This is a genomic window from Catenulispora sp. GAS73 (genome assembly GCF_041262085.1).
GTDB lineage: Bacteria > Actinomycetota > Actinomycetes > Streptomycetales > Catenulisporaceae > Catenulispora.
On the sequence record NZ_JBGCCM010000019.1, the window covers coordinates 197626 to 213011 of the forward strand.

Sequence of the window (15386 nt, forward strand, 5' to 3'; positions counted from 1 at the left end):
TCGATGGTGGCTGCGATGGCGGTTCGGTGCTGGTTCACGGCGATCGGCCGCGCCATCGCGGCCGATCACGTCGCCCAACCCCGCGCGCGCTCGGCCGGTCACGGGCCTTGACCTCATCGGGCGAATAGTCAGGCGGCCGGCTGCTTCTTCTTTCCGCCGCCGCCCTTGCTGGGGGCCGGCTTGAACGAGGCGATGTACGCCGCCGTCGGTGAACCGAGCCCGGTCGCGGTGTCGTACCCCTTGCGGGCGCTCAGGCCGTGGTCGAAGCCGAGCTTGAACAGCCGCGCCTCGTGCACGTCGCCGAACATCCCGTGGTCCACGACGGCCGAGATCGGGTTCGGCGCGCCCTTCGGGTGGTCGACGATGTCGGTGAACTGCTTCGTGCCGGCCCGCTTGTACAGCGCCGGGTCGGCGAAGCCCAGCGCCCCGCCGGCGGCCTGCTCGGCGTCCGCCTGCACCGCGGCGAACATCGGCGCCGCGACCGACGTGCCGCCGACGACGTCCTGACCGTAGCCGCCGAGGGTCGGGTCGGTGTGGCCGGTGAGCACGGCGGTCAGCAGGTCGCCGTCCATCGCGATGTCCGGGACCGTGCGCTTCGGGGGGCTGGCGGGCGGCGGAGGCGGGGTCGGTGTCGGTGTCGGAGTCGGAGTCGGTGTCGGAATGGTCGTGGCAGGCGGCTGGCTCGGTGTGACGGTCGGCGCCGTCGGACCGGCCGGGCCAGCCGGACCAGGCGTGCCGGGCGTGCCGGTTGGGCCCGTCGGGCCCGTCGGGCCGACCGCATCGGGCGAGTCGCCCGCGCCCTTCGTGGCCGCCGTCCCCTTCGCGCCGGTCGGGCCACCGCTCGCCGCGACCGCGATCTGCGCAAGATCCTTCGGTACCACGCCCTTCTGATACGCCGGCTGTGCGAAGTCCGTACTCGCGCCGCCGCCCCCGCCGAAGAAGAACCGGCCGGGCATCGGCGCCCACTGGCTGCCGTCCGCCGACAGGTCCGAGCGCAGGTCGCCCATCGGCACCTCCCAGTGCCTCGTCCCGGTAGGCCCGAGCGCCAGCGCCGTACCGCCGACCGCGGTCACCCACGGCGACGCAGCCGGCCACTCCACCTGCGCCGCCGTCGAGCCCGCGTCGCACCCCGGCCCGGTCAAACCCGGCGCCTGGTCCCCGCAGTCCCCGGTGGCGAACGCGAACCCGATGCCCTCGGCCGCCCCGGTGATGAAGATCTTGTTCTCCTGGTCGATCACCGCCGGATCGACGCCTTGGTCCGAGGAGTGCATGAGCTCGCCGAAGGATCCGGTGACGGTGTCGGCCAGGTGCTTGTCCACGATCGAGGCCAGCGTCGCGGCGATGTCCTGGTCCTGGCACGAGGCGGCGCCGAAGTAGTGCACGACCGCGCCCGGCGCGAGCCCGTGCGCCATCTCCACGTCCAGCGCTTCCTCCCCGCCCCACGCCGCAGGGGTCTCACACACGCCGTCGCCGAGGTGCTTCCACGCACCGCGGTCCACGGACTCCGTGTACTGACCCGCGCCGAACGCCTTGTCCCCGACCGACGTCGCGAACTGGTCCGCATCGGCCCGCATCGTCGGCGAGCCGTAGGCGTCGACGACGCCGATGATGACCGCCTTGCCGGTGAAGCCCGAAGCGGTGACCCCGTACGCGGCGCGCAACTGCTTCGGCGAGTAGCCGCAGACGACGAGCGGGTCGGGCTTGTTGTAGCCCTGCGGAACGCCGGTCGCGGGGGAGCCGCCCCAGTCGGACGAGCACGCCGTGGACGTCGTCGACGGCAGCGTCGGGTCGCCGGGATTCAGCGGCAGGCTGCGCTTGATCGGTCCGCCGACGATGACCGGCAGACCGGCTCCGACCGGCCCAGCCGATCCGACCGGCCCCGACGGCTGCCTCGGCCCACCAGGGTTCACCTGCGTATTCGGAGCCTGAGGCAGAGCAGGCTGCATAGGCCCGCCCGGATTCACCCCGTCCCCGCTCACCACCCGCCGCCGCGGCCCCGCCGCGACCCGATAAGAGAACTGCCGCACCCCGTGCGTCTCCGGCACCAGCCCGGCCACACTCGACACCGTCCCGACCAGCGCCGGCGGCACCTGCGCGGCCACCCGCGCCGCGAGTCCCTCGCCCGGGTTGTCGCGCAGCTGCGGCAGCCTCCCGAACGCCTTCCGGATCTTCGCCGACGTCCCGGCCACGTCGATCCAGTGGCTGTTCTCCCCGGTGACCGTCAGCCCGCCGCCGGCCAGCCAGGCGTGCACCTTCGTCAGCTGCGCCGCCGTCGGCCCGAACTTCGCCCGGGCCTCCTCCGGCGTGAGGAAGTGCCGGTACTCCGCGCTGTGCGGATCCGACACCGCCGCCGCGAAGCGCTGCAACCCGTCCGGGTCAGCGCCGGCCAACCCGATCCGCGCAGTAGTAGGACCATCCACAACCGTCGCCGCCGTGGCGGTGGCCGACAGCGTGCTCGGCCCCGTCAGCAGCGTCGTGGCCACCAACGTGGCCGTGAGGTGCCTGAACCGCCCAACCATGGAGACTCGCCCTCTGCTCGTCCTACCCGGAAGACCGGGTAGGACATTAGCCATGGCAGAGGGCGAATCCCCGGATATTGATAGCTAGCGTGTCGGTCGGTTCAGGCCTCCGCGGCGATGGTCACGACCTCAGCCCCCGACCACTCCGCCGGGCGCTCCTGTCCCCCACCGTTTCCGCCACCCCGTCCCCCGCCATGACTACCGCTCGGCCGCCGCACCAGCGCCAGCACCGCCAGCCCGCCGACCACGCCCATCACGGCGGCCGCCAGGAACGCCGACCGCAGCCCGGAGGCGAACGCCGCGTGCACCACGTGCTCCAGCCCGGCCCGCCGGTCCGCTCCGCCGGCCGCCAGCACGCCCTGCGCTTGCCCGGCCGCCAGCGCGTCGGTCACCGCCGCCGGCCGTGCGACGCCCGAACCGTGCACCGACGACGCCAGCCCCGCGTGGAACACCACCCCGAGCACCGCGATGCCGAGCGCGTTCCCCAACTGCCGCGCCGTGTTCACCGCGCCGCTGGCCATCCCCGCACGCTGATACCCGACCGCCGCGACCGCCGTCGAGACCAGGCTCGGCGTGGCCATCCCGACCCCGACCCCGCTGATCGCCAGCCCCGGCACCAGCACCGTCCAGCCCGACCCGGCGCCGATCGCCATCTGCGCCGCCGACCCCGCCGCGATGAGCAGCAGCCCGACGCCGATCATCACCCGCGGCGAGATCCGGTCCTGCAGCAGCCGTCCGCCGAGCCCCGCGGTGAGGAACGCCATGCAGCTCATCGGCAGGAAGCACAGCCCGGCGGTCACCGGCCCCATCCCCCGCGCCGACTGGAGCCACAGGGACTCGTAGGCGAAGTACGAGAACGCCGCCCCGGACAGCATCAGCGCACCGATCATCACACCGGTGAACGTCCCCTTCCGGAACAGCCGCAGGTCCAGCATCGGCGTCTTCCCGCGCAGCTCCGCCACGAGGAAGGCGATCAGCGCCACGGCCGCCCCGGCGAACACCCCGACGGTCCGCGTCGAGCCCCAGCCGTAGTCGTTGCCCTTGATCAGCGCGTACGTCGCCAGCCCGGCCGCGGCGGTGAACGTCACCAGGCCCGGCAGGTCCGCCCCCGGACGCCGCTCGCCCCGCGACTCGCCGACGTACCGCAGCGTCATGGCCACCGCCACCACGCTGATCGGCAGGTTGACGAAGAAGATCCACCGCCAGTCCAGGTGCTGGGTCAGCAGCCCGCCCATGATCGGCCCGGCCGCCGCCGCGGCCCCGCTGACCGCGCCCCAGACGCCGAAGGCCGTCCCCAGGTCGCGCCCGGAGTACAGGTGGCTGATCAGCGCGACCGTGGTCGCGAGCATCGCCGCGCCGCCGACGCCCTGCACGGCGCGGAACGCGATCAGCACGCCGGGGCTGGTGGCCAGGCCGCAGGCGAGCGAAGCGCCGGCGAAGACGACGAGCCCGGTGACGTAGAGCCTGCGGTGCCCGGACCGGTCGCCGAGCGACCCGGCGGCCAGCAGGAGCGCGGCCAGCACCAGCGCGTAGACGTCCATGACCCACTGCAGGTCGGCGAACGTGGTGTTCAGGTTCCGTGCCATGTCGGGCAGGGCGACGGTGACGATGGTGACGTCCACCAACAGCATGAACGTCCCCAAGCAGACCGCTATCAGCGGCAGCCACTTGCGCATGAGTCCTCCTTGAGGACGCGGAGGGATGATCGGTCGTGCCGACGGTCCCAGGCGTTGGCGGCATCCGCTTATCCAGATTGCCGATCATGGCGGTTTTCAGTAGTCATAACGCCTGGCATGATGGATTTCCATGACAGTGGTGCAACGCAGTGACACCATTCAGCCCAGTGCCGCGGTCGAGGAGTTCGACGCGCTCGACCGGCAGCTGGCCCAGGCCCTGATGCTCGACGGCCGCGCCTCCTTCAGCCGGCTGGCCGAGGTGCTGGGCGTCACCGACCAGACTGTGACCCGCCGCTATCGCCGGCTGCGGGGCGACGGCCTGCTGCGGGTGATCGGCCTGCCGATGGGGAACCGCGTCGGCCACTACCAGTCCAACGTCAGGGTGCAGTGCGTGCCCGGGGCGTCCGGCGCGATCGCCGACGCGCTGGCGCGCCGCCCGGACATCGCCTGGGTGACTATCAACGCCAGCGGCACCGAGGTGTCCTGCATGACCCGCTCCCGCACCCGGCGCGAGCGCGACTCGCTGTTGCTGGACAAGCTGCCCCGCACCCGGCAGGTGACCGGGGTGTCGGTGAAGTCGATCCTGCACGCCTTCGTCGGCGGCCCCGGCGGCTGGCCGGGTCTGGCCGCCGGCCTGGCCCCGGACCAGGTCGCCGCGCTGCGCCAGGACTTCCCCACGGTGGGCGGGGAGTACGGACTCGACGACGCCGACCGTGCGCTGCTCACCGTCCTGGCCCGGGACGGCCGCACGCCGTACCCGGAGCTGGCCGCCGCCGTCGGGAAGTCCGAGTCGACCGTCCGGCGCCGCATGGAGCAGCTGACCGAGAACGGCGTGCTCTACTACGACGTCGAGGTCCTGCCGGTCCGCCTGGGCTTCCACGTCGAGGCCCTGATGTCGGCCTCGGTCGCCCCCTCGGACCTGGACGCGGTCGGCCGCGCGGTCGGCTCACACCCCGAGGTCCCGTTCGCCGCGGCCACCACCGGCGCCACCAACCTGACTGCCGTGGTGGTCTGCCGCGAGATCGAGGACCTGTACCAGTACATGACCGGCCGGCTCGGCGCGATCAAGGAGGTCGCGCAGCTGGAGGTGGTGACGGTGCTGCGCACGGTGAAGCGCGCCGGGCTGCTCACCGACGGATCGCGGCTCTACGACCCGCCCGAGGTCGGGTACTGATCGGGTACTGAGACGTCACGCTCCCTCTTTTCCGGAAACCGGAAAGCAGACCGGGCCGCAGATTCTCGTCTGTGCGGCCCGGTCCGGGAAGTACAGCGTGCTCAGGAAGCGGGCCCCTCGGCCTCGGCATCCGTCCAAGCCAGCTCCGCGACCGCCTGGTCGAACCGCGAGACCGCGGCGTCCACCTTCGCCTCGTCCGCGCCCGGGCCGGCCTGGCCGGTCAGGGCGATCGAGAGCCAGCGGTGGTCCGGGTCGCCGGCCACCGGGACGACGTACTCGATGTGCCGGGGGCGGGGCGGCTGCGGGCCGTCGTCGTCGGCGTCTTCCTCGGCGGCGGCGTCGGGGTCGAGGCCGGCGCTGCGGTCGATGCGGACGGCCGGCATGCCGGCGATCACGCCGGTCCGCGCGGTCGGGTTGGAGGCGGCGACGCGGGCCACCACGTCGGCCGGCTCCGGGACCGCCGTGCTCGGGATCTTCACCTCGGAGGCCATCACGGTCAGCGCCGGTGCCGGCCCCGCGCCGGGGGTCGGGATGTAGAAGTCGATGCCGCCCTTGGCGCGCCCCGCGACGATCTGGGTGTTCAGCCGGCCGGCGATCAGGCCGCGGCCGGCCTCGGCGGCGTCGGCCGGCACCGCGGCGAAGGCGCGGTCCAGGAACGCGTTGACGTCGGCCTCGGCGTGCTCGTCCAGGCGGATCCGGGTCCACCCCTGACCCAGGTCCAAGCGGTAGGTGATGGGCTTGCTGTTCGCCGTGTCGGCAGCCGTGGACATCCTGTGGTTCCCCCGTGCGGTGAAGGTGTTATGGCAGCTTTCGAGTCTACAAAGGCGAACACGTCTTCGCCTATCCGTTCCCTCGTGCGGCCTCGCTGCGGATGCGGGCCGCCGCCGGGGCTTGCAGGCTCGTCACGGGTGGCCGCCGCCCGGCGGTCGCACATCAGAGCGATGCGAAAGGATGGTGCCGCACATGCCCGTGCCGCCCTCCCCGGTCCCGCCGGTCCTGCCGGTCCTGCCCCGCGATCCACGCGACCAGGCGCTCGAACGCTGGTTCCGACATGACGGCCCGATCCGGTGAGCGCCATAGGCGGGCCGAGACTGCTCCGGGTGGGTGCGGTCGCGGCGATGACGCTTCTCGGGCCCGCGGCCGCCTCGGCCGCGGCGGACGCCACCCCCGCGCCGGCGGCCGGCGTGACGATCGCGGTCCTCGGCGGCGGCGCTCCCGCGGACGAGCACGCGGCGATCGACTACACGATCGAGCTGCACGACGCCGCGAGCGTGCCCTACCGGCACGTCGCGGTCACAGCGATGCTCCCGCCCGGCTTCCACGTCCTGCGAGCCGGCCTCGCAGCCGGCACATCGCCGACATCAGCGACATCGGCGACATCCTCCATGCCGACCTGGACCACGGACCTCGTCCCCGGCCAGTCGGTGGACATCCGGGCCCGGATCGCCGCCGGCACGGTCCAGGACCTGGCCGAGGCCCCCGAGCCGCTCAGCGGCCCCAGCGACGTGATCGACGGCTCCGGTCCCGGCGCCTCCGCCGCCATGGCCTGGTACTCGATCTCCGCCTGCGCACAGCGCGGCCCGGACGACGTCCCGGTCTGCGGCCTGTCCCGCCAGCTCCTGGTGAAGACCGACGACGACACCCGCCGCGGCGTCGAGGCGATGGTGCTCATCCTCGGCGCGCCGGCGATCGTCGGCGGCCTGGGCGTCTACGCCTGGCGTGCCCGCCGGGAGCCTGAACCGGGGTGAGCGCTCCGACGGTCAGGCCCCACGCACCCCGAAGCCGCCGGGCGAAGATGCCCGGCGGCCTCGGAAGGGAGATGTTCAGTTGAGCTGTCACACCCGGCGCTACCGCACGGTCTGCGCGCTGCGCGACGCCGCCCCGGTGGCGTGCCCGAGGAGCGCGGCCCGCCGCTTGGCCGCCAGCGTCCCGGTCCGGCCCAGCAGCATCGTGATCGCCATCACGACCAGCGCGTCGGTCAGCGCGTTCACCGAGATCTGGTGCTGGACCATCCACCGGCCGAGCTGCTCGTTGAACCAGTGGTTCGAGCCGTAGACGAACAGCAGCCGCGCGCCGATGACCGCGGTCCACAGCGCCGCGTACGGGGCCCCGGCCTTGGTGTAGACGGTGTTGTCCTTCGGGTCGTGGTGCACCTTCAGCAGTGCCGCGGCGCCGAGCCCGAGCAGCAGCCCGAGGGCCGCCGCGGCCAGTTCCAGCACCAGCCCGCTCCCGGAGGTGGCCGGGTGCTTCACATACAGCGGGACGATCACCGCGGCCACGATCGCCGGCCGCAGCAGCCGCCCCGTCCCCACCCTGCGGCGTCCCAGGTCGGTGCCGAGCACCGAGGCCAGAACCGCGATGTTGACGATCCACACGCTGGCGTCCATTGTCTTTTCCCCTCTTGACCTGCCCGTTCTTGCTGACATCGCAAGATTCGCAGGCGGCCGGTTGGAGTCGCTTCCATCCGGGGGTGGAAGGCGGGTGGAACGCAGGTGGGTGGAGGGGAGGCGGCTGAGGGCGGTGCTGCCTTACCCTCGACCGAGCTGCTCGGCGCTGAGCCCCAGCAGCTCCAGCGCGACCCGGTAGTCGTCGAACCCGGCGCCCTTCGCCAGCCCCAAGCTGATCGCGGTCCCGATGGCGTCGGCGAACCCCGCGACCGTCGACCCGTGAGCCCCGGCCATCAGCGACACCTGCGGTGGCCGGTCGTCGGGCCGCACCACCGTGACCCGGCCGGCATACCCGCCGACCAGAACGCTGACCGTCTCCGACGAACGCTGACGCGGCAGCCTGACCTGGGCCATTGCGCGGCTCCTGGGGTAGGGGCGCCGGGGGCGAGCCCTGGCGCGGACCGGTGGAAGAGGGAAGGCTATCGCCCCCCGACACCAAATCTCAGCACCCTGCAGGCGCCCTCAGCTCAGCGATCGCGGTCGAGGAAGTCGACCAGCGCCGCCGTCACCTCATCGGGCCGTTCCTGCTGAACCCAGTGCCCTGCGTCGATCCGCACCACGCCCCGCAGATCCGGCACGTGGCTCGGCAGATCGTCGATCAGCGCGGACGCGTAGCGGCTGAACGCGTCGCGCGTCCCGTAAATGAACAGTGCTGGGGCCTGGATCGGCGCGTGCTGCCAGGCGGCCGTGAGCTCGTGGTTCCGCTCCATGTTCCGGTACCAGTTGAGTGCTCCGGTGAACCCGGTCCGCTCGAACGCGGCCACGTACGTGTCGAGATCGGCGGGGGACAGCCAGTCCGGAATCCCTTTGTCCGGCAGGCGATCCAGCCACCCGCCGCCCTCCGGGACGACCGGATCCCACGGCTGCGACCCGGATCCCAACACGCCGCGGAACGTCGCCGGGACGTCCCGGGCCAGCTCCCGGTCCGCTGGACCGGGCTCCTGGAAGTACTGCATGTAGAAGGAGTCGCCGAATCGCTCGCGCATCGTGGTCAGCAGGCTGACATCCCCGCGCGGCACATACGGCACGCTCATCCCGACCACGCCGCGCACCCGGTCGGGCCGCATCAGCGCGGTGTTCCACGCCAGCACCGACCCCCAGTCGTGCCCGACCACGGTCGCCCGCTCGATCCGGTACGCGTCCAGCAGCCCGACCACGTCCCCGACCAGGTGCAGCACCGAGTACTGGCCGGCGTCCCGCGGGCTGCCGGTCTCGCCGTAGCCGCGCAGATCCGGCGCGAGCACGTGGTAGCCGGCGGCGGCGAGGTCACGGACCTGGTGCCGCCAGGAGTAGGAGTGGTTCAGGAACCCGTGCAGCAGCACGACGTCGGGCCCGGTGCCGGCCTCGACCACGTTCATCCGGAGTCCGCCGACCACTAGTGACCGCTTGTTCACCAGGCCACGGTACTCGGGGTCAGACCATCAGGACCCTGCTCTGCGATGAAAACACGTTGACGTGTCGGAGATCGTGAAGACATCCCGGGCCGAGAACCCCTCCGGCGGCCGCATCATCCTGCTGCCCGACATGGGCGGTCTGCGCGGGGACTACGTCAGCCTCGCGCGCCACTTCACCGGTACCGGCTGCGACGTCGTCGCCATCGACTACTACGGCCGCACCGCGGGCGTGGGCCCGCACGGCGAGGACTTCGACCACGAGCCGCACATGGCCGAGGCCCGCCGCGAGAACGTGCTGACCGATATCGCCGCCGCCATCGCCTATCTCGACACCTTCGGTACCGGCCCGACCTACACCCCGGGCTTCTGTGTCGGCGGCGCTCATGCGCTCTACTCCGGCACGGTCGCGTCCGAGGTGCTCGGCGCCGATCTGGCCGGGGTCATAGCGTTCTGCCCGTGGATCGGTGCCTACGGCCACGCCGAGGCGCTGCCGGACGACTTCATCAGTGCCCTGCGTGTCCCGATGCTCGGCCTGTTCGGCGGTAGCGACGAGGCGGTCCCGGTCTCCGTGCCGGAGTCCTTCGAAGCTCAGCTGACCGCGGCCGGGCGGCCGCACGAGATCGCCGTCTATCCCGATCAGCCGCACGGTTTCTACGAGTACGACCATCTTGGTGAGACAGGTCACACCGCGGCGGCCGCGGACGCGTGGCAGCGGCTGGAATCCTTCACCAAGGCGTGATTCCGGCGGCGGCGAAGATGAAACCTTGTCACTTCCGCCGCCCCACCTCGATCTTCTCCCGTGGTCCAGACCAATCTGCCGCTTGTCGCAAATCAGAGGTCTGTATATAGGCGTCCCAAAGGTTTGTCCGGCCGCGTAGCCGGTTTTCCGAAGTCTTTACGCCTCGAACCTGTTCGAACCCGCCGAAGCCCGCAAGGCTGAAGCCGCCCGCGTAACCGATCGCGGGTTCGCGCGTTGGTAAGGGTGTGGGTGGGAACTTGTGTGCGGAGCATGGGCCGCGGGGTGTGTCGTTCACCGGTACGCCGCCCCTGCGGCCCCTCGCGATCCGCCCGGCGGCGTATGATCCGGCGCTGACGAACCCCCGCGGACCCGGCGGTCCGTCCTCGCGCGGGTACCTGCGCGCGCGGCGTGAAACCCTTATCCACGCCCTCAGATATCGCCTCGCGCGCGTCTGCTGATGTAATGGGCTCAGGGTCGATCATGGCACATCTTTGTCAGGTTTCTGATATGTTCTTCGAATTCGAGCCGGTATCCACTTCGTAATCGACTCAGAACGTAGGGTTGGCATATGGCTTCCGTATCTGCTCGCAGTCGCAGCCACACCGGTGGTGACGTCCGGTGACCGCGGCGGACCGCGTCCAGGAGGCACCGCGTCCCGGCCACGGCGCACCCGGCCGGCACTCGGCCTTCGGCGCCGCCCCCGAGCGCCGGGCCGCCGGCCGGCGGCCGACCGCCTGGATCGTGGCCCCCTCGGTCTTCTCCGCGGTGCTCGCGGCCGCGGCGATCGTCATCGTGGTGAACGGCGCGCACTCGGCCGGCTACCGCGTCAGCGGCGGCACGATGACGACGGTCTACGTGCTCGGCGCCCTGATACTCGCGGTCGTCGTGGCCACCCTCGCCCTCGCCGGGCGTCCGGGCCGCACGGCCGAATTCGTGTCCTACCCCGAACCCGAGCGCCGTCAGGCGCCGCACCAGCCGCAGCCGCCGATGCCGCAGCACGCTCCGGCTCCGGCCCCGCTGCCGCAGCGGGTCCCGCCGCAGGCTCCGCCGCCGCCCCCGATGTCCCCGCAGGTCGTCGCCAACGCGACCGAGGCGGCCGCGACGCTGGCCGCGGCGACCAGGGCCGCGGCCGGTCCGTCGGCCATCTCCGACGAGGGCGTGGACCTGCAGGTCATCTTCGCGCAGCTGGTGCGCCGGCTGCTCACCCTGGTGCTGCAGCAGATCAACCGGCTCGACGAGCTGGAGAACGAGGTCGAGGACCCCAAGCTCCTCAAGTCCTTGTTCGGTATCGACCACCAGGCCACCCAGGTCCGCCGGTACGGCGAGAACATCGGCGTCCTGGTGGGAGCGCTCCCGCAGCGGCAGTGGACGCATCCGGTGCCGGTCACCGTCGCGCAGCGCTCCGCGGTCTCCGAGACCCCCGACTACCCGCGCGTGCAGGTCATCCCGCGGGCCCCGGGCCGGATCCACGGCCACGCCGTCTCCGACGTCATCCACATCCTGTCCGAACTGGTCGAGAACGCCACCAACTACTCGAATCCGACCACCAAGGTCACCGTCGGCGCGCACCGGGTGTCCGCGGGTCTGGCGATCGAGATCAACGACCACGGCATCGGCATGGAGCCGGACCAGTTCCGGCGGCTCAACACCCTGCTGCGCGACCCCTCCGGCGCCAACGTCAGGGACCTGCTCTCGCAGGGCCGCATCGGCCTGTCCGTGGTCGCGAAGATGGCCCAGCGGCACGGGATCGCCGTCGAGCTGGCGCCGAACGTCACCGGCGGCACCATGGCCCTGGTGGTGATCCCGGACGCGCTGCTGGCGACCGAGGAGCTGCCCGCCGACAAGAACCGCCAGCCCCGCCGCGGCATCGACACCACGCAGCTGCCGGCCCGCCCCGCGCTGGTCTCGCTGCCGGACGCGGCCCCGCCGGCGCCCGCCGCCGCTCCGAGTTCGGCCGCCTCGCTGTCCCCGGTGGCCGCCTCGATGCCGCCGCTGCCCGCACCGGCTACCTCGCAGGTGCCGCCGCTGCCGACCGCCGACGACACGTACCGCTTGGGGCAGCAGAACTCCGTGCGGGCGACGTCGCAGGACGCTGCGCAGGCCGGGTCATCCGGGTCCTCGGGCTCGTCGGGGCCGTCATGGGCCGCCGTGCCGCCGTTGCCGGCGGCGCCGGTCGGCGGGTCCGAAGCGTCGAGCTCGGGCTTTTCTTGGGACGCGTTGTCGACGTCGACGTCGACGAACGCGACCGACGAGGCGTCGGGCTCGGGTTCCGGCTGGGAGGCCTTGTCGACCGCGCCGACCTCGCCGACCGTCGCGGACAAGCCGTCGCGCCCGGCCCCGGCGACCTCGGTCTGGCCCGCCGAGCCGCGGTCGTCCCAGCAGTCGCAGCCGCAGTCGGCCTCGGCGCCCTCGATGGCCCCGTCCGGGTCGCAGCCGAGCTACTCCCAGTCGGCCCAGGGCCTGCCGATCCGGCCGCAGCCGGCCTCGGCCGAGCCGCAGTGGCCCTCCACCACCCCGCCGACGGCGACCGGCGGCCCCGCGCCGGTCCAGGCCGCGCCGGTGCCGCGCCCCACCGGCTCCGCCGCGTACCCGCCGCCGTCGGCCGGTCAGTACCCGGGCCAGGGCCCGGGTGCCAGCGCGCCGCCGTGGTCCCAGGCCGGTGCGCCGCAGCCGCAGCCGCAGCAGCCGGCCGGCGAGCCGGGCCAGCAGCCCCAGCCGGGCCTGCTGCCCGACGGCCGCCCGCAGCTGCGCCGCCGCACCCCCCAGGGCCACATCTCCGCGCGCCTGATCCAGGCTGAAGGACAGGAGAGCCGGCCGCACGACGCCGGCGCCCTGTCGCCGACGATGATGTCGGACTTCTGGCAAGGCCTGTCCTCGGGTACCGCGCCGGCCGACCCCCCGGCGGCCGGACCGGACCCTTCGCAGCACGATCGCACCACCGCGAACCGTCAGGAGTGGAACCAGTGAGCAGCAACCAGACCGAAGAGAATCTCAGCTGGCTGATCAACCGGATGCTGCAGAGCATCCCGGCCGCCCGCAGCGTGCTGCTGATGTCGACGGACGGTTTGGTCCGCGCGTACACCACCGGTCTGACCAAGGACGAGGCCGACACCCTGGCCGCCGCCGAGAGCGGCATGTGGGGCATCGTCACGGCCATCGGCAGGACCGTGCACGCCGGAAGCGTGCGCCAGGTCGTGGTGGAGTTGGACGGCGCGTTCCTGTGCGTCGGCGCCGCCGGGCCCGGCACCTGCATCGGGGTGCTCGCCGACCGCGGGGCCGACCCCCGGCAGATCGGGTTCGAGATGAACCGCTGCGTCACCGCCGTCGAACGGGAACTGCAAACGGCCCCGCGCGGCGCCGCGGACGGGGCGGTGGCAGCGGCGCGGGCCCGGTCGTGAGCCGGAGCGATCCCGATGCCTTCGTCGACTCCGCGGCCGGCCGGCTCATCCGGCCGTACGCGGTCGCCGGCGGCCGGACGGCGCCGAACGCCGACTTCCACCTGGTGACCTACGTGGTGGCCACCGGTCGGGCCCTGGGCGACCTGGGCCCGGACCACGACGACATCCTGAGCCTGTGCGACCGGCCGATCTCGGTCGCCGAGGTCTCGGCGCTGTCCGGGCTGCCGCTGGCCGTGACCAAGATCCTGCTGTCCGACCTGCTCGGCTGGCGCGCGATAGACACCCGCGCGCCCGTGCCCGTCTTCGAACGGGCCCGGCCGAGCACAGACCTTCTGGAGAAGGTGCTGGATGCCCTCTACAAGCTCTGAGCTGCCCGGCGGTCTCAAGCTCCTGATAGCCGGCGGCTTCGGCGTCGGCAAGACCACGCTGGTCGGGGCGGTCTCCGAGATCGCGCCACTGAAGACCGAGGCGACGATCACCGAGGCCAGCGTCGGCTACGACGACATCGCGCTCACCGGCGGCAAGACCACCACCACGGTGGCTCTGGACTTCGGCCGGATCAGCATCGCCAACGAGTACGTGCTGTTCCTGTTCGGGATGCCCGGCCAGGAGCGGTTCTGGTTCATGTGGGACCAGCTGTGCATCGGCGCGCTCGGCGTCATCGTGCTGGTCGACACCCGCCGCATCGAGGACTCCTTCGAGGCCGTGGACTACTTCGAGCGCAGCGGGATCCCGTTCCTGGTCGCGGTCAACGAGTTCGAGGGCGCGCAGTTCGCCTACACCGCGGTCGAAGTGCGTGAAGCGCTCCAGCTGCGCGCCGAGGTCCCGGTGGTGATGTGCGACGCCCGCTCGCGCACCTCGGCCGTGAACGTCCTCATCGCGCTGGTGAAGCACCTGCAGAGCACCGACTACCGGACCGTCCGGCCCTCCGCCCCCGAGCTGGCCGCGCATGAAGGAAGCTACATATGACAGAGCGCGACGACTTCCAGACCCCAGCCCTGCGGCTGGGCCGGCCGGCGCCCTCCGACGCCTCCGCGCGCGCCGCGCGCCAGCGCGAACTGGGCCTGGCCAGCACGCCGGACTCGGTGTTCGACGAGGTCGCGCGCAGGGCGGCCGAGGCCACCGGCGCCACCGCGGCGATGGTGAACCTGGTCGGCGAGTCCGGGCAGTACTTCGTGGGTCTGTACGGCAAGGAGCCGGCCAGCGGCGACCCGGCGTTCCTGGGCGACCCGGGGCGGTTCATGGACATGGACCAGGGTTTCTGCGTGCACGTCGTGGGCCGCAAGGCCGCGCTCACCCTGGACGACGTCTTCGAGTTCTCCCGCTTCCGCGGCAACCCGGTGGTGGACGAGCTCGGCGTGCGCAGCTACATCGGCGTGCCGCTGATCGACGACGACGGAACGGTGATCGGCACCGTGTGCGCGATCGACCCGGCGCCCCGAAGTGAAGCAGAGGGGAATTCCTGGGGCAATCAGGGCCTCCAGGTCCTGAAGGCGGCGCGCGACGAGGTGCTGGCGGAAATCAGCGGTCGGCAGAAAATCGCCGGGGTGCTGGAGGGCGTCGGCGGGACGGCGATGATCGCCGCGCGTCCGGGCCTGGAGGTGTTGTACGCGAACACCTTGCACGATCAGCTCTTCGGCGTCGTGGAGATGCTCGGCACGCCGGCTCCCGAGGCATACCCGCACCTCGCGCCGGTCGGCATCCTGGCGGTGATCGAGCACCTGGACCGCGGCGGCGAGCCGGCGGCCACCGCGCCGATCCCGTTGAACGAGCCCGCGACCGGCTCGGTGGTCTTCGCCGCGGTCCCGGTCCGGGTCCCCGGTCACGACGCCGCGGTGCTGACTCTGGGGCTGCGGGACAGTGACGGCGCAACCGTCCTGAGCCGGGCCAGAACGCTCGCCTCGGACATCGGGGACCTTGCGGACACAATCTGAATCTCAGGAGTAACACGTACCCCGGAGGGGCACGGCATATACGAGCCAGGACACTGTATTGCCAGGCGATGATCACGTGATAGGTATGAGTGCTGGCGCGCTCTT

14 protein-coding genes are annotated in these 15386 nt (G+C 72.2%); 8 read left to right on the plus strand and 6 right to left on the minus strand.

Annotated elements, in window-relative coordinates:
- Positions 1-128: 128 nt before the first annotated feature.
- Complete coding sequence (locus ABH935_RS27920) at positions 129-2519, minus strand: protease pro-enzyme activation domain-containing protein (RefSeq protein WP_370380897.1); 2391 nt, start codon at positions 2517-2519, stop codon at positions 129-131.
- Positions 2520-2620: 101 nt separating this feature from the next.
- Complete coding sequence (locus ABH935_RS27925; RefSeq protein ID WP_370380898.1) at positions 2621-4195, minus strand: MFS transporter; 1575 nt, start codon at positions 4193-4195, stop codon at positions 2621-2623.
- 130 nt (positions 4196-4325) lie between these two features.
- Here ABH935_RS27925 and ABH935_RS27930 point away from each other — a divergent pair, with 130 nt between their 5' ends.
- Positions 4326-5369: an Lrp/AsnC family transcriptional regulator gene (locus ABH935_RS27930; protein ID WP_370380899.1), complete on the plus strand. Its 1044-nt coding sequence runs from the start codon at positions 4326-4328 to the stop codon at positions 5367-5369.
- Positions 5370-5470: 101 nt separating this feature from the next.
- Here the strand turns inward: ABH935_RS27930 and ABH935_RS27935 are convergent, their stop codons facing one another.
- Positions 5471-6139 (minus strand): hypothetical protein, encoded by a 669-nt coding sequence (locus ABH935_RS27935; protein ID WP_370380900.1) that lies wholly within the window; start codon positions 6137-6139, stop codon positions 5471-5473.
- Between the two features lie 348 nt (positions 6140-6487).
- Between ABH935_RS27935 and ABH935_RS27940 the strand changes: the two genes are divergently transcribed.
- Positions 6488-7117, plus strand: a complete 630-nt coding sequence (locus tag ABH935_RS27940; protein WP_370380901.1) for a hypothetical protein — start codon at positions 6488-6490, stop codon at positions 7115-7117.
- A 99-nt stretch (positions 7118-7216) separates the two neighbouring features.
- Here the strand turns inward: ABH935_RS27940 and ABH935_RS27945 are convergent, their stop codons facing one another.
- The 3 genes from ABH935_RS27945 to ABH935_RS27955 form a co-directional block, all read right to left on the minus strand.
- On the minus strand, positions 7217-7756 hold the full coding sequence (locus ABH935_RS27945; protein WP_370380902.1) for a hypothetical protein: 540 nt from the start codon (positions 7754-7756) through the stop codon (positions 7217-7219).
- Positions 7757-7897: 141 nt separating this feature from the next.
- Positions 7898-8170: a hypothetical protein gene (locus ABH935_RS27950; protein ID WP_370380903.1), complete on the minus strand. Its 273-nt coding sequence runs from the start codon at positions 8168-8170 to the stop codon at positions 7898-7900.
- Positions 8171-8283: 113 nt separating this feature from the next.
- Entirely contained in the window at positions 8284-9210 is a 927-nt protein-coding gene (locus tag ABH935_RS27955) for an alpha/beta fold hydrolase (RefSeq protein ID WP_370380904.1), read from the minus strand.
- A gap of 73 nt (positions 9211-9283) precedes the next feature.
- On the opposite strand from ABH935_RS27955, the gene ABH935_RS27960 reads away from it, so the two are divergent.
- From ABH935_RS27960 to ABH935_RS27985, 6 genes are all read left to right on the plus strand, one after another.
- Complete coding sequence (locus tag ABH935_RS27960; protein ID WP_370380905.1) at positions 9284-9949, plus strand: dienelactone hydrolase family protein; 666 nt, start codon at positions 9284-9286, stop codon at positions 9947-9949.
- A 618-nt stretch (positions 9950-10567) separates the two neighbouring features.
- Entirely contained in the window at positions 10568-12916 is a 2349-nt protein-coding gene (locus tag ABH935_RS27965; protein ID WP_370380906.1) for an ATP-binding protein, read from the plus strand.
- Positions 12913-13347: a roadblock/LC7 domain-containing protein gene (locus tag ABH935_RS27970; protein WP_370380907.1), complete on the plus strand. Its 435-nt coding sequence runs from the start codon at positions 12913-12915 to the stop codon at positions 13345-13347. The genes ABH935_RS27965 and ABH935_RS27970 overlap by 4 nt, the downstream gene beginning before the upstream one ends.
- Positions 13344-13715, plus strand: a complete 372-nt coding sequence (locus tag ABH935_RS27975; protein WP_194916744.1) for a DUF742 domain-containing protein — start codon at positions 13344-13346, stop codon at positions 13713-13715. Before ABH935_RS27970 ends, ABH935_RS27975 begins: the two co-directional genes overlap by 4 nt.
- The gene (locus tag ABH935_RS27980) at positions 13696-14316 is read left to right on the plus strand and encodes an ATP/GTP-binding protein (protein WP_370380908.1); all 621 of its coding nucleotides are present in this window, start codon (positions 13696-13698) and stop codon (positions 14314-14316) included. The genes ABH935_RS27975 and ABH935_RS27980 overlap by 20 nt, the downstream gene beginning before the upstream one ends.
- Positions 14313-15281, plus strand: a complete 969-nt coding sequence (locus tag ABH935_RS27985; protein ID WP_370380909.1) for a GAF domain-containing protein — start codon at positions 14313-14315, stop codon at positions 15279-15281. The genes ABH935_RS27980 and ABH935_RS27985 overlap by 4 nt, the downstream gene beginning before the upstream one ends.
- Positions 15282-15386: the final 105 nt, after the last annotated feature.

What these genes read in the sequence shown, in the direction of transcription:
- ABH935_RS27985 (WP_370380909.1), top strand. Translation starts at nt 14,313, where the DNA reads ATGACAGAGCGCGACGACTTCCAGACCCCAGCCCTGCGGCTGGGCCGG.
- ABH935_RS27930 (WP_370380899.1), top strand. Translation starts at nt 4,326, where the DNA reads ATGACAGTGGTGCAACGCAGTGACACCATTCAGCCCAGTGCCGCGGTC.
- ABH935_RS27935 (WP_370380900.1), bottom strand. Translation starts at nt 6,139, where the DNA reads ATGTCCACGGCTGCCGACACGGCGAACAGCAAGCCCATCACCTACCGC.
- ABH935_RS27950 (WP_370380903.1), bottom strand. Translation starts at nt 8,170, where the DNA reads ATGGCCCAGGTCAGGCTGCCGCGTCAGCGTTCGTCGGAGACGGTCAGC.
- ABH935_RS27925 (WP_370380898.1), bottom strand. Translation starts at nt 4,195, where the DNA reads ATGCGCAAGTGGCTGCCGCTGATAGCGGTCTGCTTGGGGACGTTCATG.
- ABH935_RS27980 (WP_370380908.1), top strand. Translation starts at nt 13,696, where the DNA reads ATGCCCTCTACAAGCTCTGAGCTGCCCGGCGGTCTCAAGCTCCTGATA.
- ABH935_RS27945 (WP_370380902.1), bottom strand. Translation starts at nt 7,756, where the DNA reads ATGGACGCCAGCGTGTGGATCGTCAACATCGCGGTTCTGGCCTCGGTG.
- ABH935_RS27940 (WP_370380901.1), top strand. Translation starts at nt 6,488, where the DNA reads ATGACGCTTCTCGGGCCCGCGGCCGCCTCGGCCGCGGCGGACGCCACC.
- ABH935_RS27920 (WP_370380897.1), bottom strand. Translation starts at nt 2,519, where the DNA reads ATGGTTGGGCGGTTCAGGCACCTCACGGCCACGTTGGTGGCCACGACG.